We start from the raw sequence: 17,293 nt of genomic DNA on the forward strand, positions 1-17,293 counted from the left end.
CGTCGTTGGTTAGAACCACAATGTCGCGCGTACCACGAGACCACGTGCGCGTGCCGCTGACGTCAATCCGAACCGGTATTGCACCGTGACATCCAGATAACTTGCCGGCGCGCTGTACCGCCCTTCGCGGAACCAGTACCGCAACTGGATGCCGGGCCCGGCGCCGATCGCCGTCTTTTCCGGCTGTCGATTGTCGTGATCGCCGGCCACCGCCGCGTGCGGGTAGATGGTCAGCCGATCGCTGATCATCGGCAAACGCCAGGTGTGCCCGTAACGCAGCTCTGAATAAATGATGTATCGACCCGCGCTGATGAAGTACGCGCCCTCGACATACGCCTGCCAGCTGCGCCAGCTCGGTTCGGTCACCCTCAGGTCGGTCCCGGCCTCCGACGAATAACCCACGCGCATCAGCCAGTCCGTCATCGACAGGCTGCCGACGTGGAACAGCCGCTCGGCGGTCAGCACGACGTTCTGGTCGGGCAGCGGCTTGTAGCGCGCGCCCACCGAACCCTGCACGGTCGGCATGCCGGTCACGTTGCCCGTCCCGTCGTAGGCCGTGCCGTATCCGCGCACGAAGAACTGGAAGATGCGGCCGTTCTGGTAGCCGATCTTCGGCGGCTGCCAATACGCTTCGATACCCGGCTGCAACACGCTGATCGTGCCTTGCGGGCCGAACGCGGCCGACTGGTACGGCGCGCTCAGCACGAAGCCCCAGGTGCGCTGAAGCTGCTCGACTTCCCGTCGATAGCCGAACTTGTGCTGCGCATCGAATTTGTGTTCGTTCTCGTCGGCGTCGAGGCTGTGCTCGAACAGGTCGATGGACTCGTCGTTCAACCCGATCCGCTTGGCGGCATAACCCGCGTCCGCGTAGTTCATCGCGTTGCCGGCGCCGCCGGCGAATCCCTCCTGGAATGCGTCGAGTGCCTCGCGATCCTTGTGGTCGCGCAGCAGGTCATAGGCTTCCTGCAATTTCTGTTGCGCGGTATTGTCCACCGGCGCCTGGGTGGGCTGGTCTTCCTGCCGCGCCTGCGCCGCGATCGACGCGGCCATGTTGCGCTCGCCTTCGGTCGTCGCATCGCCGGCCGCGAGATCCGCCATCCGGATCGCGGTATCGCGGTCGCCCGCCTGCAGGCTCAACTGCGCGATGCGCAGCTGCACCACGGCCGATTTTTCATCGGCGAGCGGGGCCAGCGCAATGCCGGCTTCATGCGGACGATTCGCCGCGAGCGCGCTGTCCGACCAGGCGAGACGCAGGTTGCGCTGCTGCTCCTTGCTCCATGTCCCGGTTGCGACGGCGGCCGAGAAATCGCTGCAGGCGACGTCGTAGCGCATCTGCCGCTGCGCCAGGTAGCCGTGCTGCGCGCGCACCGCCGCACTTTTCGGAAAACGAACCATCAGCGATTCCACCAATGCGTCCGCTTCGTCGACCTTTCCTTCCCGCCTGTATACGTCGACGAGCAGCAGCCCGAGCTGTTCGCTACCGGGCTGAATCCGGATGGCGCGCGACGCATACACTTCCGCGAGGGGCAGGTCGCCGGCATTGATCGCCTTGTAGGCGCTGTCGGCGAGCCGGTAGGCCTTGGGCGTCAGCGGCTGCGCGGCGGAGGCCGGCGCGTGCCACACCAGCGACACGGCGATCGCCAGTGCGCTCAACCGGGCGCAGCGCTTGAGGCCGGCCGCGATCGGGGGTTTCGAATGCTTCATGCCTGTTCTCCCGACGGTTTCGTCACGAGGGCGCCCTGCTGCGCCGCCGGGTCGCCGTCGCGTGCGCGGGCGAGTTCGACGAAGCGCGAGTGCCGCGAGAGTTCGGCGGCAATCTCCGCATCGCAGGCGATGAAGTAGGCCACATTCGATCGGGCGCCGCGCCGCACGACGTCCTGTTCGTCCGGCGTGAGCGGTCGCCCGACCGCAACGTTCAACGTGCCGTCTTCCGCGGTCGAAAACGGCACGGCGTGGTACGCGTACTGCAGCTCGAATGCCAGCGAATCCGCGAAGTGGCCCACCGCGACGTTGCCGAGGCTCACCCGGGGCAGTTCGGCTTGCTCGGCGATTGCATCCGCGAGCGATTCGGCGGATATCGCGCAGCCTTCGACCAGCAGTTCACCGAGACGTTTGCCGCAGGTCAGCTGCTTCTCGAGGCTTGCCTGCAATTGCTCCAGCGTGACCACGCCCCAGCCGACCAGGATCTCGCCGACTTTCATGCGCGCTTTCCCGAGCGCTTCGTTCGACAGGTAGGTATGGCTGGTCTTGTCCCACGCGATGGGCTTGCCGGTCACCAGGTGGCCGATATAGATGCGCCACGCGCGGCAAACCGCATAGAAATTGATCAGGTTGTTGACGAACATTCGCGGGATCGACAACAGCCCCTGGGTCGGGCCGTTCAGCTTGCTGACGAAATGGAAGCGCTGGCCGGCCCGCGCGAACAGCATGGCGGTGTTGATCCACAGCAGCGGCGCGACCCATTGGCTCGCCATGAAGAGCGGGGCGCCGACGGGGATGACATGGAGGGATCGCTGAAGTGCGCCGAGCAACAGGAAGTTGACCAGCACGCCATAGGCAATGACCGAGAACAGCGAGGTCACGATGCCCTTGCGATCGTGGAAGAACATGTATCGGGTGAGAAGATTGCCTTTCCAGCCGAGTTGCTCCCAGCCCTGAAAGGCGATGCCGAGGATCCAGCGCGTGCGCTGACGGTACGCGGTACGAAATGTCTTCGGAAAATACTCGCGCGTGGCCAGCAGGTTGCGATTGGCGACGCGACCCGTTGCGCGTCTTTCCGCTGCATCGCGCGTGATGCCCGTCAATGGAATGCATGCAAAGGTTTCCTTCATCCCCAGGTCTCTCAACCGGAAGCTGAAGTCGTAGTCCTCGGTCAGCGAACTGGTGTTGAACGGCGAGCCGTTGCGTTCCTTCATCGCCGCTTCGATCGAGCGCCTGCTGTAGCACGATGCAACGCCCGCGCCCGGGACGATGCCGGTCAGGCGGGCCCGAACCGGCACGTCCTTCTGGTGCGTTTCGCTGAAATCGTCCAGGTAGCATCCGGCGACGAACTCGTTCCATTTTCGCGGCAAGGACAGCACGGGAAGCTGGACCAGGTCGCTATCCGCCACCGCGTGGTTGAGGTACTTGAGTTCGACCGGATGAATGACGTCCTCGCAGTCGTGCATGACGACGCCCGCGAATTGAATCCGGTGGACCGCTTCGTAGCGCAGGATCGCTTCGATGATCCAGTTCAGGCAGTCCGCCTTGCAGGTCGGCCCGTCGTTCATCACGGTCGCGCGCGTGACCCTGCCCGGGTACCGGCGGACCATGCGTTCGACCTCGGCCGTGGTTTCGGCATCGTTGTGATAGGTGCCGACGAATATCACGTAGCGCTCGTACTCGAGGGTCGCCAAGGTGTTTTCGATCATCTTGGCGATCACGTCGTATTCCTTCCAGGCCGGAACCATCAGCGCCAGATGCCGTTCTTCCAGCCCGCGCAGCATGCCGATATCGATCGTTTGCGATTTTTCACGGCGCAGGATGCGCCGGATTTCAAACGACCAGTAACAGGCATCCAGCGTGAGGTCATCCAGTGTGCTCACCAGGATGACAATTGCGGTCACAATGGCGACAAGGTTAAGTGCGTATAAGTACGCACTCCAAATCATGTTATCCATCATTTTTTCCGCGATTTTATCTTTTATTTGATTATTTCCCCTCGTATCGACGAAAGACGAAAGTTCCCCGTCCTCGCCGGCCCCGTCACGTCCACTCCGTGGCTTGCGCCGCGCGAATTCCCGCCGTTCGAAAAAGCCGGCAGCACGCGAGCTTTCCCGATGTGGTCACGTTGCATCGCGAACGATGCAACGTGTTCAGTGGATGACTTTTTGACTGCCCGTTTATCGCTTGCCTGCCTGCCTCCGTCCCTGCATTCCTGATCGCCTGCAGCCGCTCTCCACCCGACGCTTGCGCAGTGCCCCCGCGCACCGACTCCGCAGCACACAGGTCATGTAGCAAGTCGTGCGCCATCGCTGCGCGACCCTTGACGTTACGTACATCGCGGCTAGCCGAACGGGATCGGCCCGCCGAATCCGAGCCAAATGTTTCAGTGCTGAAACACGCCGTCGATCGACCGGATGACACATCGTTTCCCGACCCGCTGCCGGGCCCCGATTGTCGCTGTCGGGAAATCGTCACGCGATTCCGGCGGTGACCAGCCGGATGAACCGGCGTCGAACCGGAAAGCCGGTGCTTCAGTCGTCATTGCACATGCATGTCATCGGAGGAAATTTTCGCGTCGTGCTCGGCGAAGCTCGGCGATTGACTGGTTTTCCCTGAATCGTACGAACAGGGTTCGCGCGTTTGTCCGATTAAATTCATGACACCGCCGCGTTGCACGCCTGAAACGTTTTATCGACGCAATTTTTGAGTGGCGTCGATGCGTCAATTTCACCCCCTTGGCGCAAGCCCATTTGCGACCGATGGTACGGATCTAGCTTGAAAGTAAAGCCATCTCCTCCCGGATTTATTTGTCTGGTTTCAATTGCGCAGCAAAAGTCAACGACATGGCGCCCCGATTCCGGAGGGTGATTCTCCATGCTCGTCTCGTGAGCGAGATGAACTTATTTTGCATATCAAAGGATGAAAATCATGCCTTCGCATCGCAATGAATCTTTTCGAAACGGGTTGAGCATCGCCGGATCACTCGTCGCATTGATCACCACGTTCGCCATCGCCGTCGGCGTTCAGGATGCGAATGCGCAGGCGACAGGCAACGCTTCCGTCATGAACATCAAGCCGCCTCCGCTCCCGAACGGCTCGGCCCACGTCAACGTGAAAGCAGGGATGGCCGACGAGGATTGGGAGAAGGCATACAAGGAAACGGGGCGCCCGAAGTTCACCAAGAATTCCGTCAAGAAACTCAACGGCAATGTGGAACGCGACTAGGGAGAAACGGCCATGAAAAAGATCTTGCTCGTCATCGCCCTGCTAGCGGGGCTCGCGCAAATGACATTGCCGGGCACCGCGCACGCGCAGGCCACTACTGCCCATACGCTCGTGCTGTACGACAACCCGGCCAACGACCCCTATTCGAAGCTCGGCCTGATGTACAGCATCATGCTGAGGAACCTGCTTGGCCATTTCAATGCGACGATCGATCTGGTTCCGATCCAGAACTACACGTCCGGCATGGTCGGCAGCCACGACGTCACGTTCTATATCGGCGACTACTACAACAACCCGATTCCGACGGCGTTCATGAGCGACGTGATGACCACCAAGAAGACGGTGGTCTGGTTCAAGTACAACCTGTGGCAACTGGCCTGGAACACGGCGTTCACGTTCAATCAGACCTTCGGGTTCAGCTTCCTGGGCCTCGCGGGGATGAACGCGACGCCGTCGGCGAGCAATCCGAATCCGGGCTTCTACGATACGGTCACGTACAAGAACCTGTCGATGGTCAAGTACTACGCCTATAACGCGTCGACGGGCGTCATCAGCGCGGATCCGGACATCGGATTGACCCAGGTCGTCGATTCCACCAAGGCGCAAGCGCTCGTCACCATCAAGAACAGCCAGAGCGGCGCAACCGCGCCGTACATCATGCGCTCGGGCAACTTCTGGTACTTCGCGGACATGCCGTTTTCCTACATCGGCCCGACGGATCGCTACCTGGTGATCTGCGACATCCTGCACGACATCCTGCAGACCAATGCACCGGTGAATCATCGTGCGCTCGTCCGTCTGGAAGACCTCGACGCGTATACGACGACGAGTTCGATGCAGCAGCTGACGAATTACATGTACTCGAAGCACATTCCGTTCACGATGGCAACCATCCCGTTGTATACGGACCCGAACGGCTATTACAACGGCGGCGTGCCGGAGACGATCCATCTGGCGCAGGCAACGGGCCTCAAGAAGGCGCTGAACTACGCGCTCGCGCGCGGCGGCTCGATCGTGATGCACGGTTATACGCACCAGTACGATTCGACGCCGAACCTGCTGAATGCAGTCAGCGGCAGCGACTACGAGTTCTGGTACGCGGTGCAGAACCGGCCGGTTGATGAGGACTCCATCCCATGGGCGGAAGGCCGAATGGCCGACGGCCTGCTCGAGTTCACGCTCAACGGCTACAAGATCGTCGGCTGGGCCGCGCCGCAGTACCAGATGTCGCCGGCCGCGTCGTCGGCGACAGCCCTCACGTTCCCGACCACGTTCCAGCGGGCCGTGTACTACACGTCGACCAAGCCCCAACTCGGAACGGGTGCCGCCAACCAGGACTTTTCGGCCGGGCAGTTTTTCCCGTACATCATCAACGCCGATTACTACGGGCAGCGGATCGTTCCGGAGAACCTGGGCAGCGTGCAGTACAACATCTGCAATATCGACCCGTTCTCGTGCATCACGTACACGTGGCAGCAAATCGTGACCAATGCCCGGTATGGCCTGGCGGTACGCGACGGTTTCGCGTCGTTCTTCTTCCATCCGTACTGGCTTGAACCGGATCTCGGATTGCCGGCGTTCCAGGACTTCCAGAGCATGATTACCGGCATTACGAATCTCGGCTACACGTGGGTGGACGGCACGACGGCCAAGTGATGCAGGTGTAGCGAAAGCCCCGTGCGACCCGCATCGCCGATGCGGGTCGCACGTTTGCGTTCGATCGGCTACGATGACGCGCAGGCATGCTTCCGGAGAGCCAGCGATGACCACGTACGCGATCCCGGCCTGGCGCAGGATTCAACGGCGTATGGGCCGGCTTCGGCTCGCCGCGCGACCGGGCCCGCTTTCAGTCGCGCCGCGTTCATCCCGGGCGGCGACGCTCGCGGCGATCGGCGCCTCGCTCGTCGTGGCCGCCTGCAGCTGGACCGCGCACGACGTGCACGCGGACGGCATCGTCTGGCAGGTGGACAACTCGACGACGAATCCGGTCGGCAACTGGCAGATGCTCGGCATTCACGATCTGCTGATTCAATGGACCGTCGTCGACGACACCGCGTTCATCGCCGGCACCTCGATCCAGCCTGCCGCGCACCTGCCCGACTGGGAGCGCATCGGTCGTGAGCCGTGGGCCAGGAACGTCATCCTGGGGCTGGCCGGCTACCAGGACGAAAAACGGGCGCGCACCCATCTGTCGACGCTCGCCGACCAGTCGCTGGAAGTGGCGCGCGCACCGGTTCCGCTGCATGTCGCCGGCTACTACTTTCCGGTCGAGATCGATCCGACCTGGCAGGACGCGCCAAAGCTCGCCGCCGTCCTGCAACGGCTGCCGCGGCCGCTCTGGGTGAGCGTGTACGACCAGACCAACATCGGCGGAAAGGCGCTCGCGGACTGGCTCGCGGCGTGGCTGCCCGCGGACGTCGGCGTGTTCTTCCAGGACGGCTGCGGTGTCTATGCCCGCGAGCCGTATGTCGCGCGCGCCTACCTCGACGAACTGGTTGCAAAATTGGGCAAACGGCGCGTGCGGGTCATCGCCGAGGCGTTCAGGCCTGCCGAGCGGGGCGGATTCCGTTCAGCCAGCGCCGACGAGCTGGGCAAGCAACTGCTGGCGTATCGCGGTTATCCGGTCTACCTGTTCGATGGTCCGCACTATGTGTCGGACGACCTCACGCGCACGCTCTCGACGTGGAAGCCGAAGCCGCCGCCGGCCGCGCCGGTGGGCACGGCGCACTGACCCGGTTCGGACCCGGCGAGCGGGGCGGCCAGGGCGCGCGTGCGGCGAAACAATCGGGCGGATCGGCTTTCCGGCGGCAACGCGTGCCCGGCACGCGGCGTACGCGGCCGATCGCCCATTCGCTGCTCCTGCCCCACGCCCCATTTGATGACCAAACCGCAAGACCTAGTGCATAGATATCGTTTGCCGCGGCCTTAATGACTATCGACAATCGTGGCTCGATTTCGCCGCCGTGGCGCCAGAAGTGCCGCGGTGGCCGGTACCTGGCGGCTATCCCGGCCGTCCGCGCCATCCAGCTCACGACGACATGTACGCGTTCACTCCCTCATTCCAGAATCCCGCCGGCTCGCCGATCCGCGAACTGTTCAAGTACCTGTCCGAACCGGGCATGATTTCCTTCGCGGGCGGCTATCCGGCCAGCGACCTGTTCGACGTCGACGGCCTGAACGCGGCCGCCGGGCGCGCGTATGCGCAGCCGGTGCGCTGCCTGCAATACGGCCCGACCGATGGCCTTGCCGAACTGAAGCAGCAGCTGATCGCGTTGATGGCGCGTCGCGGTGTGGCGTGCACGGCGGCGGAGCTGCTCGTCACGACCGGTTCGCAGCAGGGGCTCGACCTGTTGCTGCGCGTGATGGTGTCGGCCGGCGACGTCGTGCTGACCGAGCAGCCGGCCTATCCGGCGACGCTGCAGGCGATGCGTCTGCAGCAGGCGCGCATCGTGACGATTCCGGTCGACGGCGCGGGGCTCGACGTCGATCGTCTCGGCGAACAGCTTTCCTCCGGCGCGATCGCGCAGCCGAAGCTGCTCTACACGGTCCCGACCTTCGCGAACCCGACGGGCGCAACGCTCACGCGCGAACGACGGCTGAAGCTGCTGCGTCTCGCGGTGCAATACCGCTTCCTGATCGTCGAGGACGATCCGTACGGCGACCTGCGTTTCGCGGGCGAAGCCGTGCCGTCGATGCTTGCGCTGGCCGACGAAGTGGACGGCGCACGCGACTGGATCGTGCATTTCGCGAGCCTGTCGAAGATCGTCGCGCCGGGGCTGCGCGTGGGCTGGACGATCGCGCCGGCCGAGATCGTGCGCCGCTGCGTGATCGCGAAGCAGACGGTCGACCTGTGCAGCACGCCGTGGACGCAGGCGACCGCCGCCGAGTATCTGGCCGACGGCGCGCTCGAACGCCATCTGCCGCGCATCACGGCCGCTTACCAGCGCAAATGCGCTGCGATGTGCGACGCATTGCGCGACGGCCTCGGCGATGCGATCGAGTTTCATCGTCCCGAAGGCGGGATGTTCGTGTGGGCGCGGATCGGCGCGGTGTCGTCGGACGTGCTGCTGCAACAGGCGATCGCGAACAAGGTCGTGTTCGTGCCGGGCAAGGCATTCTTCGCGGACAACGTCGACGCGGCATCGCTGCGCCTGTCGTTCGCCGCGCCGGACGTCGATGCGATCCGGGAAGGCGTCGCGCGCCTCGTGCGCGCGTATGGAGCGGCGTTCGCCGCGTGAGGAGACAGCAACGTGAACATCACCGTCAACGACACCGTACCGATGGGCGCGGCACCGCGCGCGGGCGATAACCGGCCCGTCGCGCACCGCTCGTCGCAGATCAGCGCAGGGCCGCAGTATGTGGCCGACGTGCTCGGCCGCTTCGGCGCACAGCCGGCGGACGACATCGGCGATGCGGCATCGGTCGTGCTCGGCTACAACTGAGCCGCGCGGCGACGGCCGGCGCGCCGCACGTGTGCCGGCGCCGCCGCAAGCGGTTAAGCTTGCGCGATCGCAACACGCACGATCGCCGCTTCGCCATGTCCGACTCAACTTCCGAATCGCTCGCGCAAACATACGAGCGCCTCTGGTCCTGCCTCGCATCCGGCGTGAGCGCGCAGCGTTCGCCGTTCACGATGCTGCAGGCCGCGACGCTCGGTATCGACGGCGCGCCGAAGGTACGCACGATCGTGTTGCGTCAGGTGAACCGTGCCGATCGTGTGCTGTCGTTTCATACCGATGCGCGTTCGGAGAAGGTCGCGGAGCTGCGCCGCGATCCGCGCATCGCGCTCGTCGCCAGCGATCTCGATGCGCTCGTGCAGATTCGCGTGGAGGGCGTTGCTTCGATCTGCGACGACGAAGCGCAGCGCCGCGCGATCTGGCAATCGAGTCGCCCGCATACGCTGCTGCTGTATCGCGCACCGTTGCCGCCGGGTGCGCCGGTCGAGTCGCCTGAAGCCGCGCATGTGTCGGCGAGCCCGCGCGCCAATCCCGACGACGACGGTTACGAGAACTTCTGCCTGCTTCACGTGAGCGTGACGCGCATCGACTGGCTCGAACTCGCGCGCGCCGGCCATCGCCGCGCGGTGTTCGACCTGCACGAAGGCGGCTACGAAGGGCGGTGGATCGCGCCCTGAGCCGGACTGCTCACGCGCCGCTTTCGACGTGACGGGCCAATGCCGCGGCGAGGTACTGCTCGCCGTCGTCGATCGACCCGACGATCGCGGGCGCGCTGACTTCTCCCCAGAACGGCAGACGCCACTGCGGATCGGGGTGATGCCCCAGGACGACGGCCCGATACAGGCCATCGGGCCGTTGCGCAATCAGCGTGACCAGATGCCGATCGGCGAGGTGCGTTTCGGCAACGGGGTGCTCGCCGGGCATCAGCACGCCCGTCCAGATGCCGCCGTGTCGTTCTTCCCATCCCATCGAGTGTCTCCTCGCGGCATATCGCCCTAAGCGCTCTTTCTCGCGCCGCGGCTGCCCGCCGAGTCGGGTGAATCGGGCGGCCGCCCGTCCGATGCCGCCTGCGCGGTCATCCATTCGCGCATCACGACGATGGCGTCGTCGTCGCGCCGCTCGGCCGGATACACGAGATAAAACCCCATCGACAGCGGAAACGCGAAATCGAACGGCTTGCACAGGCGGCCCGCGGCGATGTCGCGCTCGACGAGCGGATCGGTGGCGAGCGCGATGCCCTGGCCGGCGACGGCCGCATCGATCGCGAGCGACGTCTGGTTGAAGCGCAGCCCCTTGTGCGGATCGAGGTCGACGGGCTCCGGCATCGCGGCGAGGAACTCGGGCCACAGGTCGTGCGCGTCGTGCAGCAGCACGTGGCTTGCAAGCGCGCGCGGCGACGCCGGCGCGGTCAGCAGCGCGGGGCTGCACACGGCACACACGTCGAGCGGGAACAGCGCATGCGTGGCGAGATGCTTGCCGAACGGCGGCTTGCCGTAACGGATCGCGAGATCGACGCCGTCGTGGCGGAACGTCGCGATCTGCGGGTCGGCGATCACCCGCACGTCGTAGTCGGGGTGTGCGTCGGTGAACTGCGCGAGCCGCGGAATCAGCCACTTCGACGCGAACGACGGCGTCGTGCTGATGGTCAGCGCGGCGCGCCGCTTCACGAGCTTGTCGGTCGCGTCGGCGATCGCGTGCAGCGCGCGCTGCACGTCGGAGAAATACGCGGCGCCGTCGTGCGTCAGCGCGAGGCCGCGCGGCAGGCGTTCGAACAGCTTCAGGCCGAGCACGTCCTCGAGGTGGCGCACCTGCTGCGCGACGGCGCCCTGCGTGACGCCGATCTCGTCGGCGGCGGCGCGGAAATTGAGGTGCCGCGCGGACACTTCGAACGCGCGGAGCGCATTCAGCGGCGGCAGGCGGGAGGGGCGAGGCGGCATCGTCAGGCTGTAGAAAAACTATCGGCTGGAGGCAGAAATACTGGTTCGACAGTCGGTATCGATGCGCCTACATTACCACCATGGCGCACCGAACGGCGGTTGCGCGGCGGCAGGATTCGAATGAGGAGCAGATCGTGACTGTAGAAAAAGTGGCGTTGATCACGGCGGCGGGCAAGGGCATGGGCGCGGCGATCGCGCGCGAACTGGCGGCGACGGGTTATCGCGTCGCGCTGATGTCGCCGTCGGGCAGCGCGGTGGCGCTCGGCGAGGAACTGGGCGGGTTCGGCATCCAGGGCTCGGTGACGGAAGAAGCCGACATTGACCGGCTGGTGCAGGAAACGCTCGCGCGCTACGGCCGCATCGATGCGGTCGTGAACAACACCGGGCATCCGCCGAAGGGCGAGCTGCTGGCGATCACCGACGACAACTGGCATGCCGGGCTCGACCTGATCCTGCTGAACGTGGTGCGCGTGATGCGCCGTGTGACGCCGGTCTTCCAGAAGCAGGGCGGCGGCGCGGTGGTGAACATCTCGAGCTTCGCGGCGGACGCGCCCGAGCAGCCGATGCCCGTTTCGTCGGCACTGCGCGCGGCGCTGAGCGCATGGACGCGTCTTTACGCGGAACGTTACGCGGCCGAGCACATCCGGATGAACGCGGTGCTGCCGGGCTTCATCGACAGCTGGCCGGAAACGCCGGAGATCGTCGCACGCATCCCGGCCGGCCGCTTCGGCAAGACCGGCGAGATCGCGAAGACGGTCGCGTTCCTGCTGTCCGACGGCGCGGGTTACATCACCGGGCAGAACATTCGCGTCGACGGCGCGATCGTCAAGGCGCTGTGAACGTCGCGCGGGCGAGCGGCCGAAGCGGCCGGGCCGCTCGCCGCGCAGCCGCTACAAACGCGTACAAACCAGACAAATCCGGGATACATCAGACCTTTCAAATGGGCGACGCCGCGTGAGCCGGGCGCGCCGGATTGAAAGCGAAGGCGCGGCCCCGCGCGCGGCATGTTCACTTTCCACTTCACGAAAGGAGATGCCGAACGATGTCTTCCACACCGTTTTCCCCGATGCGTCGCCACCTGCTTGCCACGTCCGTGGCCGCAGGGGTCTCCGCGATGCTGCCCACGGCGCTGCATGCCGCGACCGGCGCGAGCGGCATACGCCCGTTCACCGCGCACATTCCCGACGAAGCCGTCGCCGACCTGCGCCGCCGCATCGCGGCAACACGCTGGCCGGGCCGCGAGACCGTCGCCGACGAATCGCAGGGTGTGCGGCTGGCGCGCATGCAGGCGCTGCTGCGCTACTGGGGCACCGATTACGACTGGCGCAAGGGCGAGGCGCGCCTGAACGGTTTCCCGATGTTCATCACGGAAATCGACGGGCTCGACATTCATTTCATCCACGTGCGCTCGCGGCACGAGAACGCGATGCCGATGATCATGACGCACGGCTGGCCGGGTTCGATCTTCGAGCTGCTGAAGGCGATCGGCCCGCTGACCGACCCGACCGCGCACGGCGCGAGCGCCGACGATGCGTTCCATGTCGTCGTGCCGTCGTTGCCGGGTTTCGGCTTCTCGGGCCGGCCGACGCAGACCGGCTGGGGTTCCGACCACATCGCGCGCGCGTGGGGCGAGCTGATGGCGCGGCTCGGTTATACGCGCTTCGTGTCGCAGGGCGGCGACTGCGGCTCGGTGATCTCGCACCGGATGGCGATGCAGCGCGTGCAGGGCCTGGCCGGGATTCACGTGAACATGCCGGCGACGGTGCCGCCGGATATCGCGACGCTGCTCGCGACCGATGCACCCGCGCCGGCGTCGCTGTCGCCGAAGGAGAAGGCCGCGTACGAGAAGCTCGCGACGTTCTATCGCGACAACTGCGGGTACTCGGCGATGATGGTCACGCGCCCGCAGACGGTCGGCTATGCACTCGCCGATTCGCCGTCCGGGCAGGCCGCATGGATGTACGACAAGATTTCGCAGTGGACTTATAGCGGCGGCGTGCCCGAGCGTTCGATTCCGCGCGACGAGATTCTCGACGACATCTCGCTGTACTGGTTGACGAACACCGCGACGTCCGCCGCGCAGATCTACTGGGAGGATCACTCGAACAACTTCAACGCGGTGGATATCGCGTTGCCGGCCGCGATCACGGTGTTTCCGGGCGAGATCTACCAGGCGCCGCGCAGCTGGGCCGAGCGCAGCTATCACAACCTGATCTACTTCAACGAAGTCGACAAGGGCGGGCATTTCGCGGCATGGGAGGAACCGGAGTTGTTCGCGCGTGAAGTGCGCGCCGGGTTCCGGCCGTTGCGGCGCGTGTAAGCGAGGGAGGACGGGCGAACGCGGGCCGGCGCGGATGCGGCCGGCGTTTGCTTCCGTCGTGCACGTTCCTGAATTCACCGTAGCGTCGTTATTGCTGCCGGCGTTACCTGTTTAAGCGGCCGTTTTACGGCAGAAACAGCACGGCGCTTCCGTTCACGATTGAATGACATATCGATGAACAAAACCCGTTCTGGAAGAAACATTCCATCGTAATTATTTGATTAAAAAGCGATTTTGATAAAAATCAAAATATGTCGCGTGAATTGACTGATGTATTGAAACCCTCAATACAATGATCCGCGACTGCACCTGAGTGCGGACAAATCATCCTGTTTATTGGCACGCGGCAAAAAGCCGTATCGGCTTTTTCACGGTTTCGTCCGGTGAAAAAATACGACCCGAGGTTTCGCGATGACGAATAACGACGTGCGCGAGTCACGCATGGCTTGCGACGGCATGCGCCCGCTTGAAGGTCGGAGAGGCATCGTCGTCGGCCTGGCGAACGAGCAGAGCATCGCGTGGGGATGTGCGCGCGCATTTCGCGCGGCGGGTGCCGAACTGGCGGTGACCTGGCAATCCGACCGGGCGTTGCCGTACATCGAGCCGCTGCTGGACCAGCTGAAGCCGGCGATTGCGATGCCGCTCGATGTGAGCCGGGCCGACCAGATGCGCGAGGTGTTCGACACGATCGGCGAACAGTGGGGCGGCCTCGATTTTCTGTTGCATGCCGTTGCCTATGCACCCAGGGCCGATCTGCACGGGCGCGTCGTCGACAGTTCGCCGGAAGGGTTCGCGCTCGCGATGGATACCTCCTGCCACTCGTTCATCAGGATGGCGAAACTGGCCGAGCCGTTGATGACGTCCGGTGGAAGCCTGATGGCGATGACCTATATCGGGGCCGACCAGGTCATCGCGGAGTACGGCGTGATGGGCCCGGTCAAGGCGGCGCTGGAGGCCACCGTCCGATACCTCGCTGTCGAGCTGGGGCCGGCCGGCATTCGCGTGCATGCGGTGTCGCCCGGTGCACTGGCCACGCGGGCGGCCTCCGGGCTGCCGAACTTCGATCATCTGCTTGACGACACCGCCCGGCGTGCGCCATTGCGCCGTCCGCTCGACATCGACGACGTCGGTGCGTTGTGCACCTTTCTCGCCGGCGATGCCGCACGCGCGATGACCGGCGGTATTCACTACATCGACGCGGGGATGCACGTGCTCGGCTGACGCCTGGCGCGAGGCGGCCGCTCCCGGAATGCGTCGAGATTCACCTTGCCCCTCTGGAGAACAGTGTTATGGATGCTGCCACGCAACTGGCGCGCAGTCATGAGATCGCCACGGAGATTGTCCACGTCCTGCAAAAGCGCACGCAGCACGCGCTGGAACAGTACGGGAAACGGTTGGGCGAAGCGTTCGACGGCAGCGACGGCCCCGGCCGGGCGCCGGGCGCCGACCCGTTTGCCATGCCATTCTCGCCGCTGGGCGCGTGGCATTACGCGGTCGACGCCGCACAGCGCGCGCTGCTGTTCTGGGACACGCTGCGCGAGCGCGGCACGCAATATGTCGAGCGCATGGCCGAGGGGCTCAAGCCGGTGCTGCATTTCGACTACGACGTCGTGCTCGACGGCCGGCAGTTCGCACGGCCCGTCAATTACGCGCTCGTTCACATCCAGCCGCCGGATGGCGTGATCGTCGACGCCGGCAAGCGGCCCTACCTGATCATCGATCCGCGCGCGGGGCACGGCCCGGGTATCGGCGGCTTCAAGGACGATTCGCAAGTCGGCGTGGCGTTGCGCGCGGGGCATCCCGTGTATTTCGTCGTGTTCTTCCAGGAGCCCGAGCCCGGCCAGACGTTGCTCGACGTGTGTGCCGCGGAACAGGCGTTCGTCCGGAAAGTGCGGGAACTGCATCCGGACAGCCTCAAGCCGGCCATCGTTGGCAACTGCCAGGGCGGCTGGGCCGCGATGATGCTCGCGAGTTCGTCGGCGGACGATACGGGCCCGATCGTCATCAACGGCGCCCCGATGTCGTACTGGAGCGGAGCGTGGAGCGAGGGGCCCGGCGACAATCCGATGCGCTATGCCGGCGGCATACTCGGCGGCACGTGGCTCGCGTCGTTTGCGTCGGACCTGGGCAACGGCAAGTTCGACGGCGCCTATCTCGTGCAGAACTTCGAGAACCTGAACCCGGCGAACACGTTGTGGGACAAGTATTACCACGTGTACGACCACATCGACACCGAGCCGCCGCGCTTCCTCGAGTTCGAGCGCTGGTGGGGCGGCTACTACCTGATGAACCGCGACGAGATCGAATGGATCACGCGCAACCTGTTCATCGGCAACAAGCTCTGGTCCGGCGAAGTGAAAGACGGATCGGGCAAGGCGTTCGACCTGCGCGAGATCCGCTCGCCGATCATCCTTTTCGCGTCGATGGGCGACAACATCACGCCGCCGCAGCAGGCGTTCAACTGGGTCGCGGACATCTACGGCAGCACGGAGGAGATCAAGGCGCGCGGGCAGGTCATCATCGGGTTGGTGGAAGAGGACGTGGGGCATCTCGGCATCTTCGTCTCCGGCAAGGTCGCGAAGAAGGAGCACGCGCAGATCGTCAGCGTGCTGGATGCCGTCGAAACGCTGCCGCCCGGCCTCTATGCGATGTCGATCGAGGAAGTGAAGGGCGCCGACGGGAAGGTCACGTACGACGTCACCTTCGCCGAGCACCGTCTGGAAGAGATCGCGCAATACTTCAACCGCTTCGGGCGCAAGGACGAACAAGCGTTCGAGGCCGTCGCCGCGCTGTCCGAATTCACGCAGCGCGCGTATGAACTGTTCATGCAGCCATACGTGCAGCAGGCATCGAACGAGACCACCGCGCACCTGTTGCGCGACTTTCATCCGCTGCGCTTCCAGCGCTGGGCGTTTTCGGACCTGAATCCCTGGCTTCGCTGGCTGAAGCCCGCCGCCGACACGCTCAGGGCCCACCGCCAGCCGGCCGACGACATCGAGCCATGGCGCAAGCTCGAACGGCGTGGCTCGGATATCGTCAGCGCGTCGCTCGACTGTTTCCGCGCGATGCGCGATGCAAGCATCGAGTCGCTGTTCTTCACGCTGTACACCCAGCCGGCCTTGCTTCATTTCGGGGAGCAGTATCGCGACCGCCACGCGGCTGCGCCGGCGGCGGCGGACCCCCGCGACCTGCCGTTCGTGAAGGCGGCGCTCGCGTCGATCGACCGTGGCGGCTACACCGAAGCGGTTGCGCGGGCGGCGTTCCTGCTCGAGCGCAACGGCGAACCGTTTCCGCTGGCGCAGCTTGCGGCCGAGCGCGAGCTTGCCGAAACCTACGCCGAATACCTGCCGAACCTGCCGCCCGACCAGTGGCGGCGCATCTATGGCGAGCAGGAGATCATCGCGACTTACGCGCCCCAACAGGCCGTCGCCACGCTGCCGGTGCTGCTTGCCCGGCCGGAAGACCGCCAGCGGCTGCTGACGCTGCTGGACAAGCTGCTGGGCGATGCGCGCGTGCAAAGCGCGTCGGTGAGCGAGCAACAGTGGGCGGCGCTGCAACGCATTCGCGCGGTACTGGGCGCGCCGCCTGCCACGCTGCCGGCCAGGGGGGCGCTGGCGACACTCGAACGCGTGCAGTGACGGACAGCAAGG

Annotated in this window: 14 protein-coding genes; 10 read left to right on the forward strand and 4 right to left on the reverse strand. The window is 64.9% G+C overall.

Annotated features, from left to right (window positions below):
- Window positions 1–9 precede the first annotated feature (9 nt).
- Both FOZ70_RS10335 and FOZ70_RS10340 read right to left on the reverse strand, forming a co-directional pair.
- A complete protein-coding gene (locus FOZ70_RS10335) occupies window positions 10–1,704 on the reverse strand; it encodes a bacteriophage N4 adsorption protein A (protein WP_219705778.1) in 1,695 nt (564 codons plus the stop codon).
- Entirely contained in the window at window positions 1,701–3,659 is a 1,959-nt protein-coding gene (locus tag FOZ70_RS10340) for a glycosyl transferase family protein (protein ID WP_258025591.1), read from the reverse strand. The genes FOZ70_RS10335 and FOZ70_RS10340 overlap by 4 nt, the downstream gene beginning before the upstream one ends.
- 973 nt (window positions 3,660–4,632) lie before the next feature.
- Between FOZ70_RS10340 and FOZ70_RS10345 the strand changes: the two genes are divergently transcribed.
- The 6 genes from FOZ70_RS10345 (at window position 4,633) to FOZ70_RS10370 (ending at window position 10,063) form a co-directional block, all read left to right on the forward strand.
- On the forward strand, window positions 4,633–4,929 hold the full coding sequence (locus FOZ70_RS10345; RefSeq protein WP_048021737.1) for a hypothetical protein: 297 nt from the start codon (window positions 4,633–4,635) through the stop codon (window positions 4,927–4,929).
- Window positions 4,930–4,941: 12 nt separating this feature from the next.
- Entirely contained in the window at window positions 4,942–6,585 is a 1,644-nt protein-coding gene (locus FOZ70_RS10350; protein ID WP_176129778.1) for a DUF2334 domain-containing protein, read from the forward strand.
- Window positions 6,586–6,691: 106 nt separating this feature from the next.
- Window positions 6,692–7,660: a hypothetical protein gene (locus FOZ70_RS10355; RefSeq protein ID WP_219705859.1), complete on the forward strand. Its 969-nt coding sequence runs from the start codon at window positions 6,692–6,694 to the stop codon at window positions 7,658–7,660.
- Window positions 7,661–7,967: 307 nt separating this feature from the next.
- A complete protein-coding gene (locus FOZ70_RS10360) occupies window positions 7,968–9,167 on the forward strand; it encodes a PLP-dependent aminotransferase family protein (RefSeq protein ID WP_219705783.1) in 1,200 nt (399 codons plus the stop codon).
- A 12-nt stretch (window positions 9,168–9,179) separates the two neighbouring features.
- Window positions 9,180–9,371 carry a hypothetical protein gene (locus FOZ70_RS10365; RefSeq protein ID WP_048021647.1) on the forward strand — a complete coding sequence of 64 codons (192 nt, stop codon included), beginning with the start codon at window positions 9,180–9,182 and terminating at the stop codon, window positions 9,369–9,371.
- 95 nt (window positions 9,372–9,466) lie between these two features.
- A complete protein-coding gene (locus tag FOZ70_RS10370) occupies window positions 9,467–10,063 on the forward strand; it encodes a pyridoxamine 5'-phosphate oxidase family protein (protein ID WP_219705785.1) in 597 nt (198 codons plus the stop codon).
- A gap of 10 nt (window positions 10,064–10,073) precedes the next feature.
- Here FOZ70_RS10370 and FOZ70_RS10375 read toward each other — a convergent pair whose 3' ends face one another.
- A complete protein-coding gene (locus FOZ70_RS10375; RefSeq protein ID WP_219705787.1) occupies window positions 10,074–10,355 on the reverse strand; it encodes a hypothetical protein in 282 nt (93 codons plus the stop codon).
- A 26-nt stretch (window positions 10,356–10,381) separates the two neighbouring features.
- Entirely contained in the window at window positions 10,382–11,323 is a 942-nt protein-coding gene (gene gcvA / locus FOZ70_RS10380) for a transcriptional regulator GcvA (protein WP_059556132.1), read from the reverse strand.
- 134 nt (window positions 11,324–11,457) lie between these two features.
- On the opposite strand from gcvA, the gene FOZ70_RS10385 reads away from it, so the two are divergent.
- The 4 genes from FOZ70_RS10385 (at window position 11,458) to FOZ70_RS10400 (ending at window position 17,281) form a co-directional block, all read left to right on the forward strand.
- Window positions 11,458–12,162, forward strand: coding sequence for an SDR family oxidoreductase (locus tag FOZ70_RS10385; protein ID WP_027790713.1), 705 nt, complete (start codon window positions 11,458–11,460; stop codon window positions 12,160–12,162).
- Between the two features lie 203 nt (window positions 12,163–12,365).
- Window positions 12,366–13,643, forward strand: coding sequence for an epoxide hydrolase (locus tag FOZ70_RS10390; protein ID WP_021156719.1), 1,278 nt, complete (start codon window positions 12,366–12,368; stop codon window positions 13,641–13,643).
- Window positions 13,644–14,084: 441 nt separating this feature from the next.
- On the forward strand, window positions 14,085–14,864 hold the full coding sequence (gene fabI, locus FOZ70_RS10395) for an enoyl-ACP reductase FabI (RefSeq protein ID WP_196481696.1): 780 nt from the start codon (window positions 14,085–14,087) through the stop codon (window positions 14,862–14,864).
- A gap of 68 nt (window positions 14,865–14,932) precedes the next feature.
- On the forward strand, window positions 14,933–17,281 hold the full coding sequence (locus FOZ70_RS10400; RefSeq protein WP_219705789.1) for a DUF3141 domain-containing protein: 2,349 nt from the start codon (window positions 14,933–14,935) through the stop codon (window positions 17,279–17,281).
- Window positions 17,282–17,293 lie beyond the last annotated feature (12 nt).

Source organism: Burkholderia sp. COPS (genome assembly GCF_019425585.1).
In the GTDB taxonomy this organism is placed as follows: Bacteria; Pseudomonadota; Gammaproteobacteria; order Burkholderiales; family Burkholderiaceae; genus Burkholderia; species Burkholderia cepacia.